This window comes from Nonomuraea sp. NEAU-A123, from assembly GCF_018603905.1.
Lineage (GTDB): Bacteria > Actinomycetota > Actinomycetes > Streptosporangiales > Streptosporangiaceae > Nonomuraea.
In genome coordinates, this window is record NZ_JAHFZZ010000039.1 from 48049 (window position 1) to 61647 (window position 13599).

Genomic DNA, 13599 nt, shown 5'->3' on the forward strand with positions numbered 1-13599 from the left:
GGGTAGGGGATCCGGCGGCGGGCAGGTCAGTGGCGCGCCTCCAACGGAGTGGTGCGGGCCAGCGCCAGGGTCCCCGCCGCGGTCAGCGCCGCCGCCGCGATCGGGACCAGCCCGCTCGGCAGCGGCTCGCCCAGCAGCAGCGCGCCGAAGGCGACCGCGGTGAGCGGGTCCGCGATCTGCAGCGAGGCGAAGGAGACGCCGAAGTGGCCGACGGCGTAGGCCCGCTGGAGCATCATCAGCGCCAGCAGCGCGGGCACCGGCAGCGCCAGCAGGTACCACCAGTTCCAGGAGCCGTCGACCAGCGCCCGCATGAGCGTGGCCGTGGCGCCGTACAGCACCCCCGAACTGGTGGCCAGCAGCGCCGCCCGGCCCGCCGGAGAGGCGATCTTCGAGCCCGCCCAGAGCAGCACCGACGCGACGCCGGCGACCGCCAGCAGCGTCAGCACGCCGTTCGGGCTCAGGTACGTCGGGCCTTCCGACTCGGGCACCAGCAGGACCAGGCCGATCAGCCCGGCCGCCACCACACCCGCGGCGGACAGCTCCTTGCGGGTGGGCCTGCGACCGTGCAGCGCGGCGGCGATCGGCAGCGCGAAGAGCAAGCTGGCCACCCCCATCGGCTGCACCACGGTCAGCGGGCCCAGGCCCAGGGCGACGATGTGCAGGCCGCCGCCGGACAGGATCGACAGGCCGCCGAACAGCCAGCGCGGCCTCCGCAACAGCGTGAGCAGGGTGGGCTTGGCCGTACCTGCCGCTTCGAACTGCTGAAGCGCGGCGCCGAGCGCGAAGAACAGCGAACCGACCAGGGCGATAACAGCGGCCAGGACAGTCATGCCCACTCCTCTCAAACAGATGGTTACCGGGCGAGGTCAAACAGACGTGTCCACGGGAAGGCGCTCCGGGGAAGCCTGGGTGGCGCGTCGCTTCCGCGACCACCGGACGGCCTCGACGACACCGGTGATGGACAGCGCGATGCCCAGGCCGAGCAGCAGCCCCTTGATCGGGTCGTTCTCGAACGCCATTCCGCCGAAGAAGCCGATCAGGCCGGAGTACACGGCCCACGAGGAGGCGGCGATCGCGTCGAAGAAGGTGAAGGACCGCAGCGGATGGCGTACGGCGCCCATGGTCAATGTGGTGGCGGTGCGTCCGCCGGGGATGTAGCGGGCGACTACGAGGACCATCCCGCCGCGCTCGGCCAGCGCGTTCGCGGCCCATACGAACGCCTTGCGGTGGCGCAGCCGGCCTCCGGACTTCTGGCCGATGAAGTAGGAGACGTGGTCACCCGCGAAGGCGCCCAGCGCGGCCACCACGATCACCAGCGCCAGATTCGTCTGCCCGGACGCGGCGAACACCGCGGCGGTGATCACCGAGGTCTCCGCCGGGACGACCGGGAAGAACCCGTCGAGCAGCGCCAGCGCGAACAGCGCCAGGTACAGCCAAGGCGACGACATCATCTGCTGGACCAGGTCCAGAATGGCGTGCGACATTGCGTGTACTCCGATCGTTGGGGCGCCCTCACAGCGTGTCCTGCGAGGTGCCGTGAGACATCGGGGATCACCCCGGTCGAACGCGGGCCCCACCCCGAACGGGGTCAGGGCCCGCTCCCTTTGAAGCTAGAAACCCCGCAGGTCACGGCACATCGGTCGATCGGCACGCATGACCCCCGACTTTCGTCGGGGGCGGTCATATGACCTCCGGACGACTCTCTTCGATCAAAGCGGGCTGACCCTGCCGGCGCAGGAGTGCGTGTAGGCGACTTTGAGGTGGGGTTAGCACTACCGGGAGGGTTTAGCTCGCACCACCCTGGGTTCCTTGTCAGGGTTGTCCCTTACCTCTGTCTGGCGCGCGGTTCCCTCGCACGGGTGAGGCGGATCCCCTCGCGGCGGGAGGGATGGCGGAGCCCGGCGGCGCACGGTTGGCACATGACTCCGCAGCAGGCCGGAATCGGCCGCATCACGGCGGCGATCGTGGCGATGGCCGCCATGCTCCCGTACCTCACCCTGAAGATCTTCTGGCTGACCGGCCATCCGGTGGGCGTCTCCGACCCGGCGTTCATGAACGACCCGACGATGGTCGGGCTGAACGCGATGACGTTCGGCATGGACGCGGTCGCGCTGCTCCTGGCGCTGGCGTTCACCACGCGGCAGGGCATGCGGCTGCCCGCGTGGCTGGTGCTGCTGCCTCTGTGGCTCGGCACCGGCCTGCTGTCCGTGGTGGTCGTCACGGTGCCGGCCGGGGTGCTGCTGACGGGCGTGTCGGTCTTCTCGACGGACGGGCCCATCGCGCCCTGGGTCTACATGACGGTCTACGGCGGGTTCATCGGGCAGGGCGTGGGGCTGATGGTGGCCTTCGTCCTGTACGCCAGGGATCGGTGGCCGGCCGTCTTCTCCACCACGCTCGGGTCCGGCCAGGCGAGCCCGACCGGGCCGTTCCAGACCGTCGTCGCCCGAGGGGCGCTGCTGGTGTCGGCGGTCCTCGGCGGGACCCGCCTGTACTGGGCGGCCGGCAACCCCGTGCCCGTCCAGGCGCTACAGGACGGCTTCAAGGGCCTGCTCGCGCTCGGGGCGGGGATCGCGCTGGTCCTGCTCGTCAGGGGCCGGGGCGCCGGGCCGTTCTGGCCGCCGCTGGTGGTGGGCTGGCTCGGCACGGGCGTCATGTTCGGCTGGGGGCTCTACGCGATGATCCTCACGGTCACCGGCGGGCCGCTCGGCGCGAGGATGACCGGTGTGGTGGGGCTGGTGGAGCTGTTCGGCACGCTGACCGGGCTGGTGATGGCGATGTGCGGGACGTTCCTGCTGACCGAACGGTCAGGTGTGGGCCACCTGCAACCGGCGCAGGACCCGCTTGAAGGCGAAGATCGAGAAGACGATCGCGAGACCGCTGATCACGGCCACCGCTGACGTGCGGAGCAGCATGAACGCGCTGAGCGACTCGTGCAGCGCGAGCCAGATGCTCACCGTGGAGTTGGCCATCAGCACGAACGCCCACAGCAGCGTGATCCTGGCGAAGAACCTGCGGACCCGCTCGTGCTTGAGCACCGCCGACGGCAGGTGGATGTAGTCGAGCGTGAGCTTCTGCACGAGCGGCTTGTTGAGCCGCACCGAGGCCAGGAAGGCCATGCTGATGCAGAGCGTGCCCAGCTCCGGCTGGATGAAGTAGACGACCCAGCTCCCGGTCCAGAAGCCCACGGCGGCACGCGCGGTGATCGCGATCGCGGCCAGGATCATCGTGGCGGGCACCCGGATGCCCCTGATCAGCCGCCAGGCGACCCCGAGGTAGACCCAGGACACGGCCGCGGCCAGTGCCCCGTTGAGCCCCAGTACGGCCAGGGCGGCGTAGAAGACGGCGAGCGGTGCGACCACGCCTTCGAGCAGCCGGGGAACCGCCTGACGCAGCAGAGCTGTCAGACGCGGCAGGGTGACGGGAGGGTGATTCAAGGCTGCTCCGCAGATTGGCCGACGATCAGCGAACTACCCGAGCTTCGGGAGACCAGGCTTCCCAGATGGGCCAGTCGAGGTTACGACTTGGTCACTCCAGGTTTGCCGGTGGCTTACCGTACCCGACGGCGTGGTATGCCACTGCCTCTTTTGACACGTTCCATGGATTAGTGCCTGTCCGAGTAGCTGCGACGCGAGTGGCGCGTCGCCGCCACCCGTTACTCCACCAAAGGGTGCTTGCGTGTCACCGTCGAGGTGGTTTCAGCTCAGCGACGTGGTGGCCAACTTGGCGCCGAAGCCCAGGAACAGGGCGCCGACGCCCGAGGTCAGGCCCGCGCTGAGCTTCCTGCGGGCGCGGAACTGGGCGGCCAGGAAGGTGCCGCCGAAAATGAGCCCGGTGAGGTAGAGCAGGCTGAAGATCTGGATGATCGTGCCCAGGATGAGGAACGACAGGACGGGTGTGCCGTACCCGGGGTCCACGAACTGGATGAAGAACGAGACGAAGAAGAGAATCGCCTTGGGATTGAGCAGGCTGATCGTCAGCGCCTTGCGGAACGGGTTCGGCAGGCGGCCCGGGGCGGCCTCGGTCTTGGCGGCGGCGACGGGCTCGGCGGTGTCGGGCTGGGAGCGCCAGGCTCGCCAGGCGCCGCGCAGCATCTGGAAGCCGATCCACGCCAGGTAACCGGCGCCCGCGTACTTGACGATGGTGAACAGCAGCGGGCTGGAGCGCAGCAGCGACGCCGCGCCCGCGGCCGCGAGCGCCATCAGGACCGTGTCGCCGACGAAGACGCCCGCCGCGGCCCGGTAGCCGTGCCGCACCCCGTGCTGGGCCGCCGAACTCAGGACGTACAGGGAGTTCGGGCCCGGCAACAGGATGATGAGGAAGGCGCCGATGACGTAGGTCGACAGATCCGTGATACCGAAGAACATGCGGCTGGCTCCTGAAAGCGTGATGACATGTCACGGTACCGCGTGATTAATCCCTTGGCGCGTACCAAATCCCTCCGTGGGCTTGCCGGTAGCCCAGAGACAGATAGGTGGCATCCGTCAGGGCCTGGCCGCGTGGGTTGACGCCGAGTCCGATGCCCTGCTTGTTCATCGTGTAGCCGAAGGCCAGCCGGGCCGCCGGGTCGCAGAAGCCGAGCGAGCCGCCCATGCCCGCGTGTCCGAACGCGGTCGCGGACAGCAGCGCGCCCTCGCTGTCGGCGGGCGGCAGGTACCGGTTGTCGGCCGCCTTCATGAAGCCGGTGGAGAATCGGGTCGGCACGGCCAGCACCGCGTCGGTCCCCGCCGAGGCGGTCAGCCCCATGACGGCCACCTGCTCCTCGGTCACCAGCTCGCCGCCCCCGAGGGAGAGCGGCCGGTACATGCCGGCCAGGCCCCTGGCGTTCGTCACCGCGCCGACGGCGCCGAACTCCGCCGCGTGCGCCTCGCGGCTGTCCGACTCGCCGGGCGTCGTCATGTAGCCGCCCTGGTTGGCCAGCAGCAGCGCCGGAATGGAGCCGGGGTCGGTGAACGCCTTGACGTAGAACGTGGGCGGGTCCGGCGGCGGGTCGGCGGGGATCGTGGGCGCGACCCGGCCTTCATGCTCCTCGGGCAGGCCCAGCCAGAAGTCCAGCCCGAGCGGCTCGGCCACCTCCTCGCGGAAGAACGTGCCGAGCGAGCGCCCGCTCACCCTGCGGACGACCTCGCCGACCAGGTAGCCGAACGTCAGCGCGTGATAGCCGTGCCTGGTGCCCGGCTCCCAGAACGGCTGCTCGCCGGCCAGCCGGTCGGCCATCAGCTTCCAGTTGTAGAACGCGCCGTCCGGCAGCGGCTCGCGCAGCGCCGGCACCCCCGCCTGGTGCGAGAGCAGGTGCCTGACCAGCGTCGGACCCTTGCCGTGCGCGCCGTACTCGGGCCAGTAGCGGGTGACGGGAGCGTCGAGATCCAGCTCGCCGCGCGCGCTCAGTATGTGCGCGCAGAGCGCCGTGGCGCCCTTCGTACAGGACCAGACGTGGCCGATCGTGTCGTGCAGCCAGGGGACGCCGGGAGCGGCCTCACCGCCCCAGAGATCGACGACGACCTCGCCGTCGAGAACCACGCACACCGACGCGCCGACCTCGCCGCGCAGCGCGAGGTTGCGGTCGAACTCCTCCGCGACCAGCGAGAACCGGGGGTCGCACGTCCCTTGTACGGTCATTGCCCGAATCCATCATGAAAGGCGGACGGTGTAAACCGCTCCCGGGATCGTCGGAAAATTCGACAAGACCGCTTTACCTGGATTCCATGTAGGTTTAGTGTGAAACCCATGCGGTCGATCAACGAAGACTGGGCGGCGACCATCGTCGGCCTGGCGCTGGTCGTGCTCGTCATCACAGGCGTCATCCCAGCATGGCTGGTGCCGTGATGAGCGCCGAAGCAACCGAAGGCCGGACGACCACCGGCCTGGACGTCGCCGGAGGAGTGCTGGCGGTGCTGGTGCTCGGCGCCGCCACCAGATTCCTGGACCAGAGCGTGCCCGCGGCCACCAAAGGCGGGCCGTTCGAGCAACTGGGCGCGGCCATCGAGTATCCCGTCTACGCCATCGCCCTCGGCCTGATCGGCAACGCCGTGTTGACCGCCACCGGGCTGCGGGAGCGGCTCTCCGGTGGCTTCAGGACCGAGTTCTTCATCAAGACGGGCCTGGTGCTGCTCGGGGCGTCGATCAATCTCAAGGTGATCGTCACCGCCGCGGGCCCGGCCATCGCCCAGGCGGTCGTGCTGATCAGCTGCGTCTTCCTGTTCACCTGGTGGCTCGGCGGGCGGCTCGGGCTGGACGACAAGCTGCGGGCGCTCCTCGCGTCCGCCGTGTCGATCTGCGGCGTCAGCGCGGCCATCGCCGCCGCCGGGGCCGTACAGGCCAAGAAGGAGCAGCTCGCCTACAGCGCGAGCCTGGTGATCGCGTTCGCGCTGCCGTCCATCTTCGTGCTGCCCTGGCTGGCCGGGGTGCTGGGGCTGAGCCCCGAGGTGGCGGGCGCGTGGATCGGCGGCAACATCGACACCACGGCGGCCGTGACGGCGGCGGGCGCGATCGTCGGCGAGCAGGCGCTCCAGGTCGCCACCATCGTCAAGGTCACGCAGAACGCGCTCATGGGCGTCGTCGCCGTGGCGCTGACCGCCTACTTCGCGTTCAAGATCGAGCGTCGCCCCGACGCGCCCCGGCCGCGACTGGCCGATCTGTGGCATCGCTTCCCGAAGTTCGTGCTCGGCTTCGTGGCCGCCTCGGTGATCGCCACCTGGTATCTGGGGGTGGGCGGCGACAAGGCCGCCATCGGGGTGGTCAACGACCTTCGAGTGTGCTTCCTGATCCTGGCGTTCGTCAGTATCGGGCTGGAGTTCCGCGTCTCCTCGTTGAGGGAGGCGGGCTGGCGTCCGGTCGGCGTTTTCGCCGCCGCGACGGCGGTGAACCTGCTGCTGGCGCTGGGGCTGGCCGCGCTGTTGTTCGGCGGGTTCGCCGTTTGAGAGTGGGTACGGCTCGCGCGACTAGGGGTGGTCGCGCGAGCCGTCCCGCTTGAGCGTTCACCCGGCGGGACGCGGCAGGATGGGTCTCGTGCGGATTTCCATCCTTGGGACGCTGGAAGTGGCGACGGCCGACGCGGAGCCGGTCGCGGTCGGTGGTTTCCTGGTGCGGGCGCTCCTGGCGGTCCTCGCCCTCGAGGCCGGCCGGACCGTCACCTCGGAGCGGCTCATCGACGCGCTGTGGCCGGACGAGCCGCCGGCCAACGCCGCCAACGCGCTGCAGACGCTGGTCAGGCGGTTACGCGTGGCGCTCCGGCCGTACGAGATCGTGCGGAGCCGGCCGGGCGGCTACCTGCTGGCCATCGACCCCGCCCAGGTCGACGCGCTGCGCTTCCGCCACCTGACCCGAGCCACGAGCTCACCTCAGGACGCACGCTCCGCCCAGGACGCACGCTCTGCCCAGGACGCGCGCTCTCCGCAGGATGCGCGCTCGACCGGCGCGGCGAAGCTCGATGAGGCGCTCGCGCTCTGGCGTGGGCCGGCGCTCGCCGATCTCGGGGCCGTGCCGTACCTGGCGAATGTGGCGGCGGGGCTCGAGGAGGATCGGCTGGCCGCCGTCGAGGCTCGGGCCGAGGCGCGGCTGGCGGCCGGGCAGCCCGCCGATCTGGGCGCGGAGGTGACCGCGCACCCTCTCCGGGAGCGGCTGTGCGCGCTGGAGATGCGCGGGCTCGCCGCCGCCGGGCGCCAGGCCGACGCGCTGGCCCTGTTCGAGCGCACCCGAGGGACGCTCGCCGACGAGCTCGGCGTCGACCCGGGGCCCGAACTGCGCGCCGCGCACCTGGCCGTCGTGTCAGGCGACGTTCCCGTACGGCAGGCCGCCCCCAAGCGGCGCGACCTCCCCAAGGGCAACGTCCGGGTCCCGCTCACCACGTTCATCGGCCGGGAGGACGAGCTGGACCTGCTGACCGCCGTCCTCGGCCACGCCCGGATGGTCACGATCGTCGGCCCGGGTGGCGCGGGCAAGACCAGGCTGGCCGGCGAGGGGGCCCTGCGCATGGGCGCGCGGTTCGACGGCACGTGGATGGTCGAGCTGGCCCCCGTCACCGACCCGGCCGCCGTTACCGGCGCGGTGCTCGACGCCCTCGGCCTGCGCGACGACCGTCCCGGCTACTCACGCAAGGATCCCGTCCCCGGCACCCCTCACCAAGGGCCCGGACCGCTTCAGCAGGTGGTCGAGGCCCTGGGCGAGCGCCGGGTGCTGATCGTGCTGGACAACTGCGAGCACCTCGTCGACGCCGCCGCGCGCCTGGCCGACGACCTGCTCACCGGCTGCCCCGGCGTGCACGTGCTGGCCACCGGCCGCGAGCCGCTCGGCGTGCCGGGGGAGCGGCTGGTGCCCATCCCGCCGCTGGAGCCGCCCCCGACGGGGGTGGACGCGGCGCGGGCGGCCGAATTCCCGTCGGTACGACTGCTGCTCGACCGCGCCACCGCGGCCCGGCCCGCGTTCGCCCTCGACGAGGGGAACGTCGCCGCCGTGGTGGCCCTGTGCCGCAGGCTGGACGGCATGCCGCTGGCCATCGAGCTGGCCGCGGCCCGGCTGCGCACGATGACGCCGGGGCAGCTCGCCGACCGCATCGACGATCGCTTCAGGCTGCTGACGGGCGGCAGCCGTACGGCGTTGCCCCGCCAGCAGACGCTCAGGGCGGTGGTGGAGTGGAGCTGGGACCTGCTCGACGAGCCCGAACGCGAGCTGGCCCGCAGGTTCGCGGTCTTCGCGGGCGGCGCCACGCTCGAGTCCGTCGAGGCCGTGTGCGGCGGCACCGCCGACGTCCTGGGCGCGCTGGCCGACAAGTCGCTGGTCCAGGTGTCGCCGGAAGGCCGCTATTCGATGCTGGAGACGATCCGCGCGTACGCCTCCGACCGGCTGGCCGAGGCGGGGGAGGTGGACACGTACCGGCGGCGTCATGTCGTACACCTGCTCGACCTCGCCGAACGGGCGGTTCCCGAGCTGCGGACCGGCGCGCAGATCGAGTGGATCGAGCGGCTCTCCGCCGAGCGCGACGGTTACTCGGTGGCGCTGCGGTGGGCGCTCGACGAGCGTGACGTGGAGTTCGCGCTGCGGCTCTGTTCGGCGCTCACCTGGTACTGGTGGATGTGCGGCTACCGGCGCGAGAGCGCGGCCTGGGCGCGGCAGGTGCTCGACCTGGTGGGCGACACCCCGCCGGAGGGCCTGGTGCGGGCGTACACGGCCTGCCTGTTCGCGGACGGGGTGGACCGGTTCGCCGCGATCGTCAGCGATCGGCCGGCGATGGAGGCGCTGTCGGTGCAGATGGACGGGCTGATCGGGGCGGCGGAACGGGAAGGCCCTGTCCACCCGCTGCTGCTGATCAGCCGGGCCGTCATGGCGGGCGCGGCCGGGCGGGACGAGCACGCCGTCGCACTGCTCGATCGGTACGCCGCGAGCGACGATCTCTGGCTGGCCAGCTCGGCCAGGATGATCGGCGGCCCTGGCCGGACCGAGGAGGGGCTCGAACAGGCAGTGGCCGGGTTCAGGAAGCTGGGCGAACGGTGGGGGCTGAGCGAGTCGCTGCTGGGCCTGGCCGCGCTGCGTGCCGCGCGCGGCGCGCCCACAGACGATCTGATCGCCGAGACCCAGTCGCTCACCACCAAGTGGGTGAGCTCGGAGGAGGCGATCTCGACGCTGACGCGGATGGCGACGCTCCGCGCGCAGAGCGGCGACCTCGACGGCGCCGCCGCCGACCTGGCCCGGGCCCGGCACGGAGTCACGACCGGCCGACCCGCCGACGGAACCTCCGATCGAGCCGCCGGCGGGGCGCCCGGCGGAATCACCGAGGGAGCCACGGGCCGCACCGCCGGCCGGGCCGCTGACGGAGCCACAGGCCGAACCCTCGGTCGGGCTCCCGACCGGGCCGGTGCCCTGGTCGGCGCCAACGAGGAGATCTCGGCGTTCACCCTCATCCAGCTCGGCCTGGGGGAGGCGGCGCTGGCCTACCGGCTCGGTGACGTCGAGGAGAGCCTGACCGCCTATCGCGGCCTGTTCGAGCTGCTGACCGAGGCCCCGCCGATCCCGCAGCTCGCGGTCGCGGTCCGGACCGGCTACGGCAGGGCGCTGACGGCGAGCGGTGACCCCGAGGCCGGGCTCGAACAGCACCGTCAGGCGCTCGGCCTGCTCGGGCCCACGCCCGATCTGCCGTACCTGTCGGTGGTGCTGGCCGGCTGCGCGCTGGCCGAGCTGGCGGGCGGCGCCCCGGAACGCGCGGCGGTCCTGTTCGGCGCGTCGGCGGCGGTCGAGCCGCCCGACAGCTCGGCCGACACCGTCGCGGGGACTGTGTCGGCCAAGGCCGCGCTGGGCGACTCGCGCTACGACCACCTGCACGGCGAGGGCGCGGCCATGACCAGGCAGGAGGTCTACGAGATGATCGGCAGCATCACGTAGGACGGGTCGTGGATCGTGGTCGTGCCCTTCTCGGGGTTCCGGCCGAACCTGGGGAAGTTCGAGCCCGCCACGTCGATCCGGATCCGGTGCCCCGGGCGGAAGAGGTTCGAGATCGCGCCCAGCTCCACCTTGACCTCGCGCACCTCGTCCGGCACCAGGTCCGTCACCCGGGTGATGGCGTCGGTCAGCAGCTCGGCGCGGCCGTCGGGGTGCACGTCGATCAGCTTGGCGGCGACGTCGGTGCCGGTCGCGGTGGACGACACGAGCACGACCAGCTCGGCGGCCCCGGTCACCTCCAGCGCGCCGTCGATCGGCTCGCTCCGGTAGCGCAGCACGTCGTCGCGGTCGTCCAGCGGGCGCTGGTCGAGCGGCCCGAACGCGTCGAACATCATCACCGCGCCGCCCACCGTGGGCAACGGGTGGTCGGGGTCGCAGACGAACCCGCCGCCCCCGCCGCCCGCCGGGAGGGTGCCGAGCGTGCCGTCCGGGCCCAGATGGTAGGCCACGCGCCGGGCGGCGGGCGGCGGCCAGTCCGCCGCGGTGCGCCACTCGTCGGCGCCCATCAGGAAGTACGTCACCCTGGCCCGGCCGGCCGCCGGCTCGCCGCGCAGCCACTGGCCGAACCAGTCCAGGTGCAGGCCGGTCCAGTCGATCGCGTCCTGGCTCGCCTGCTCCCCGTAGTCCCGCCCGCCCACGTCGCCGTCCTGCGTGTAGTGCGCCCACGGGCCGACGACGAGCCGGGATCCGCCGCGCAGGTGCTGGTAGTGGCCGATGGAGGCGTCACGGAAGTAGTCGTACCAGCCGGTGCCCACCAGCGCGGGCACCTCGATCCTGTCGTGGTGGACGACGCCGTCCCGCCACACCTCCGCCGCCGGGTCGGGGTGGTCCATCCAGCCGGCGTAGAAGGGGGCGAGGTCGGTCAGGAGCGGCTGGTCGCTGAGCGGCAGCCGCTCGGCCAGCCGCTGCATGGTCTCGGCGAACCGGTCGGGGAAGCCCAGCGCCGCCATATAGGCGTCCTTGTCGGACTCCCGCGCCGTACCACGGTTGACGCGGCGCTCCAGCTCGTTGACCGCGAGCACGAACACGCTGACGGTCAGCACGATGTTGAGGTTGGGCACGCCCGAGCTGTACACCACCTCGTGCAGTCCCGCGGGCGCCACGTGCGGCGCGATGGCCCGCAGGCCCTCCGGGCGCTCCTGCGCGGCCAGGAGCTGGGTGATGCCCAGGTAGGAGTCGCCGAACATGCCGACGTTCCCGTCCGACCAGGCTCGCGTGGCCGCCCACCGCACCGCGTCATAGCCGTCGGCGGCCTCCCCGGCGATGAACCGGAACGCGCCGTTCGAGTCACCGGTCCCGCGTACGTCCTGGACGACGACCGCGTATCCGGCGGCCACCAGCCGGGGCAGGTCCAGGTGCAGGCCGGGCCCCTGATCCGCCCTGCCGTACGGCGTGCGGGACAGCAGCACCGGAAAGGGACCGGGCCCGGCGGGCCGCCAGAGCGTGGCGACGAGCGTGACGCCGTCACGGGTGGTCATGGTCTCGGTGGACTTGATCATCGAACTCTCCTGTTGTAGGCCCGCAGCGCGAGCGGGGTGAAGACGGCGAGCAGGGCGGCGGTCCAGCCGAACGTGATCCACAGGTCCGCGGCCCGCAGGCCGCCGACCATGAGGCCGCGGATCGCCCCCGCCAGGTGCGAGACCGGGTTGACGCCCATCCACCAGGTCAGCCAGCCGGGCAGGTCCGTCGCGGGGATGAAGGCGCTGCTGCCCAGCGTCAGCGGGAGCAGCACCGCCGTCGAGATGCCCTGCATGGACGTGACGGACTTGGCGATGAGCCCGATCCAGGCCGATCCCCAGCTCAGCGCCATCGCGAACAGCAGCACCAGGCCGACCCCGGCCAGCGCGCTCAGCGGATCGGTGCGTACGCGGAACCCCACGGCGTACCCCACGATCAGCGACATGATGATCGTGACCAGCAGCGTCAGCAGGTCCGCCAGCACCCGCCCGGCCAAGGGCGCGGACCTGGCGATCGGCATGGTCCTGAACCGGTCGAACACCCCGTTGCCGATGTCGGTGGCCAGGTTCATGCCGGTGCCGATCGTCGCCATCAACGCCACCTGGACGAGCACACCGGGCAGCATGTACAGCACCGCGCCGTCCCGGTCACCGCCCGCCGCCCCGCCGAACAGGTAGACGAAGACCACGATCATGAAAACCGGCTGCAGCAGCATGCCGATGAGCTGGCCGGGGCTGTTCTTCAACGGGATCAGGCTGCGCCAGGCCAGCGTCAGGCTCTGGGAGATCATTTCTCGGCTCCGGTCAAGGTACGGAAGACGTCATCGAGCGAGGGCAGCCGCAGGGCGTGCTCGGCGAGCACGATGCCCGCGTCGTCGAGCGCCCTCAGCAGGGCGGGCGGCACCGACAGGTCATGGATGGGGATGCTCAACAGGCCGCCCTCGGCCCGGGTACGCAGGATGGACTCGGCCTTCTCCACATCGGCGGCCAGCAGCGGCCTGACGTCGAGCCGATGCCCGCCGGCCCGGGACTTCAGCTCACCGGGGCTCCCGCTCGCCGCCGTCCGGCCGGCGTCTATCACCAGCAGGTCGTCGGCGAGCTGGTCGGCCTCCTCCAGGTACTGGGTGGTCAGCAGCACGGTCACCCCGTCGGCCACCAGCTCCCTGACCGCGTCCCACAGCTCGCCGCGGGCGTGCGGGTCCAGGCCGGTGGTCGGCTCGTCGAGGAAGAGGATCCGCGGCCCGCTCACCAGGCTCACGGCCAGGTCGAGACGGCGGCGCATGCCACCCGAGTAGCCGCCGGCGAGGCGGTCGGCGGCGTCCGTCAGCCCGAATCTGGACAGCAGCGCCGCGGCCCTGGCCCGCGCCTCGGACCGGCTCAGGCCGAGCAGGCGGCCCATCAGCAGCAGGTTCTGGGTGCCGGTCAGCTTCTCGTCCACCGAGGCGTACTGGCCGGTCAGGCCGATCAGCTCGCGCACCCTCCCGGCCTGGCGGGTCACATCGAACCCGCCCACGAGGGCCCGGCCCGCGTCGGGGGCCACCAGCGTGGCCAGGATCCGTACCGCGGTGGTCTTGCCCGCGCCGTTGGGGCCCAGCACGCCCAGCACGGTCCCGGTCCGCACCCGCAGGTCGATCCCGTCGAGCGCGGCCGTTTCGCCGTACCTCTTGACGAGCCCTTCCGCTTCGATCGCGTAACTCATGCCGCTCAGCGTGTC

The 13599-nt window shown here is 71.7% G+C and carries 11 protein-coding genes; 3 read left to right on the plus strand and 8 right to left on the minus strand.

The window, feature by feature from the left end:
- Positions 1-26 precede the first annotated feature (26 nt).
- Both KLK06_RS56260 and KLK06_RS56265 read right to left on the minus strand, forming a co-directional pair.
- Positions 27-830 carry a DMT family transporter gene (locus tag KLK06_RS56260; RefSeq protein ID WP_214644120.1) on the minus strand — a complete coding sequence of 268 codons (804 nt, stop codon included), beginning with the start codon at positions 828-830 and terminating at the stop codon, positions 27-29.
- 36 nt (positions 831-866) lie between these two features.
- Positions 867-1484, minus strand: a complete 618-nt coding sequence (locus KLK06_RS56265; protein ID WP_214644121.1) for a DedA family protein — start codon at positions 1482-1484, stop codon at positions 867-869.
- A gap of 435 nt (positions 1485-1919) precedes the next feature.
- Here KLK06_RS56265 and KLK06_RS56270 point away from each other — a divergent pair, with 435 nt between their 5' ends.
- Positions 1920-2897 carry a hypothetical protein gene (locus tag KLK06_RS56270; RefSeq protein ID WP_214644122.1) on the plus strand — a complete coding sequence of 326 codons (978 nt, stop codon included), beginning with the start codon at positions 1920-1922 and terminating at the stop codon, positions 2895-2897.
- Here the strand turns inward: KLK06_RS56270 and KLK06_RS56275 are convergent.
- The 3 genes from KLK06_RS56275 to KLK06_RS56285 form a co-directional block, all read right to left on the minus strand.
- Positions 2805-3434, minus strand: coding sequence for a VC0807 family protein (locus KLK06_RS56275; RefSeq protein WP_214644123.1), 630 nt, complete (start codon positions 3432-3434; stop codon positions 2805-2807). The genes KLK06_RS56270 and KLK06_RS56275 overlap by 93 nt on opposite strands.
- Before the next feature lie 261 nt (positions 3435-3695).
- Positions 3696-4364, minus strand: a complete 669-nt coding sequence (leuE, locus tag KLK06_RS56280; protein WP_214644124.1) for a leucine efflux protein LeuE — start codon at positions 4362-4364, stop codon at positions 3696-3698.
- A gap of 46 nt (positions 4365-4410) precedes the next feature.
- Positions 4411-5616 (minus strand): serine hydrolase domain-containing protein, encoded by a 1206-nt coding sequence (locus KLK06_RS56285; protein ID WP_214644125.1) that lies wholly within the window; start codon positions 5614-5616, stop codon positions 4411-4413.
- 206 nt (positions 5617-5822) lie between these two features.
- Here KLK06_RS56285 and KLK06_RS56290 point away from each other — a divergent pair, with 206 nt between their 5' ends.
- Positions 5823-6917, plus strand: coding sequence for a YeiH family protein (locus tag KLK06_RS56290; RefSeq protein ID WP_250907584.1), 1095 nt, complete (start codon positions 5823-5825; stop codon positions 6915-6917).
- Positions 6918-7005: 88 nt separating this feature from the next.
- Positions 7006-10371 carry a BTAD domain-containing putative transcriptional regulator gene (locus KLK06_RS56295; protein ID WP_214644127.1) on the plus strand — a complete coding sequence of 1122 codons (3366 nt, stop codon included), beginning with the start codon at positions 7006-7008 and terminating at the stop codon, positions 10369-10371.
- Here the strand turns inward: KLK06_RS56295 and KLK06_RS56300 are convergent.
- From KLK06_RS56300 to KLK06_RS56310, 3 genes are read right to left on the minus strand one after another with little or no spacing between them, the layout of a single operon-like run.
- Complete coding sequence (locus tag KLK06_RS56300; protein ID WP_214644128.1) at positions 10344-11927, minus strand: CocE/NonD family hydrolase; 1584 nt, start codon at positions 11925-11927, stop codon at positions 10344-10346. The genes KLK06_RS56295 and KLK06_RS56300 overlap by 28 nt on opposite strands.
- Positions 11924-12676, minus strand: a complete 753-nt coding sequence (locus tag KLK06_RS56305) for an ABC transporter permease (protein WP_214644129.1) — start codon at positions 12674-12676, stop codon at positions 11924-11926. The genes KLK06_RS56300 and KLK06_RS56305 overlap by 4 nt, the downstream gene beginning before the upstream one ends.
- Positions 12673-13584 (minus strand): ATP-binding cassette domain-containing protein, encoded by a 912-nt coding sequence (locus KLK06_RS56310; protein WP_214644130.1) that lies wholly within the window; start codon positions 13582-13584, stop codon positions 12673-12675. The genes KLK06_RS56305 and KLK06_RS56310 overlap by 4 nt, the downstream gene beginning before the upstream one ends.
- Positions 13585-13599: the final 15 nt, after the last annotated feature.

Bases quoted from the DNA above. Each gene is read 5' to 3' on its own strand.
- KLK06_RS56265 (WP_214644121.1), bottom strand. From the start codon at position 1,484: ATGTCGCACGCCATTCTGGACCTGGTCCAGCAGATGATGTCGTCGCCT.
- leuE (WP_214644124.1), bottom strand. From the start codon at position 4,364: ATGTTCTTCGGTATCACGGATCTGTCGACCTACGTCATCGGCGCCTTC.
- KLK06_RS56290 (WP_250907584.1), top strand. From the start codon at position 5,823: ATGAGCGCCGAAGCAACCGAAGGCCGGACGACCACCGGCCTGGACGTC.
- KLK06_RS56260 (WP_214644120.1), bottom strand. From the start codon at position 830: ATGACTGTCCTGGCCGCTGTTATCGCCCTGGTCGGTTCGCTGTTCTTC.
- KLK06_RS56305 (WP_214644129.1), bottom strand. From the start codon at position 12,676: ATGATCTCCCAGAGCCTGACGCTGGCCTGGCGCAGCCTGATCCCGTTG.
- KLK06_RS56285 (WP_214644125.1), bottom strand. From the start codon at position 5,616: ATGACCGTACAAGGGACGTGCGACCCCCGGTTCTCGCTGGTCGCGGAG.
- KLK06_RS56310 (WP_214644130.1), bottom strand. From the start codon at position 13,584: ATGAGTTACGCGATCGAAGCGGAAGGGCTCGTCAAGAGGTACGGCGAA.
- KLK06_RS56300 (WP_214644128.1), bottom strand. From the start codon at position 11,927: ATGATCAAGTCCACCGAGACCATGACCACCCGTGACGGCGTCACGCTC.
- KLK06_RS56270 (WP_214644122.1), top strand. From the start codon at position 1,920: ATGACTCCGCAGCAGGCCGGAATCGGCCGCATCACGGCGGCGATCGTG.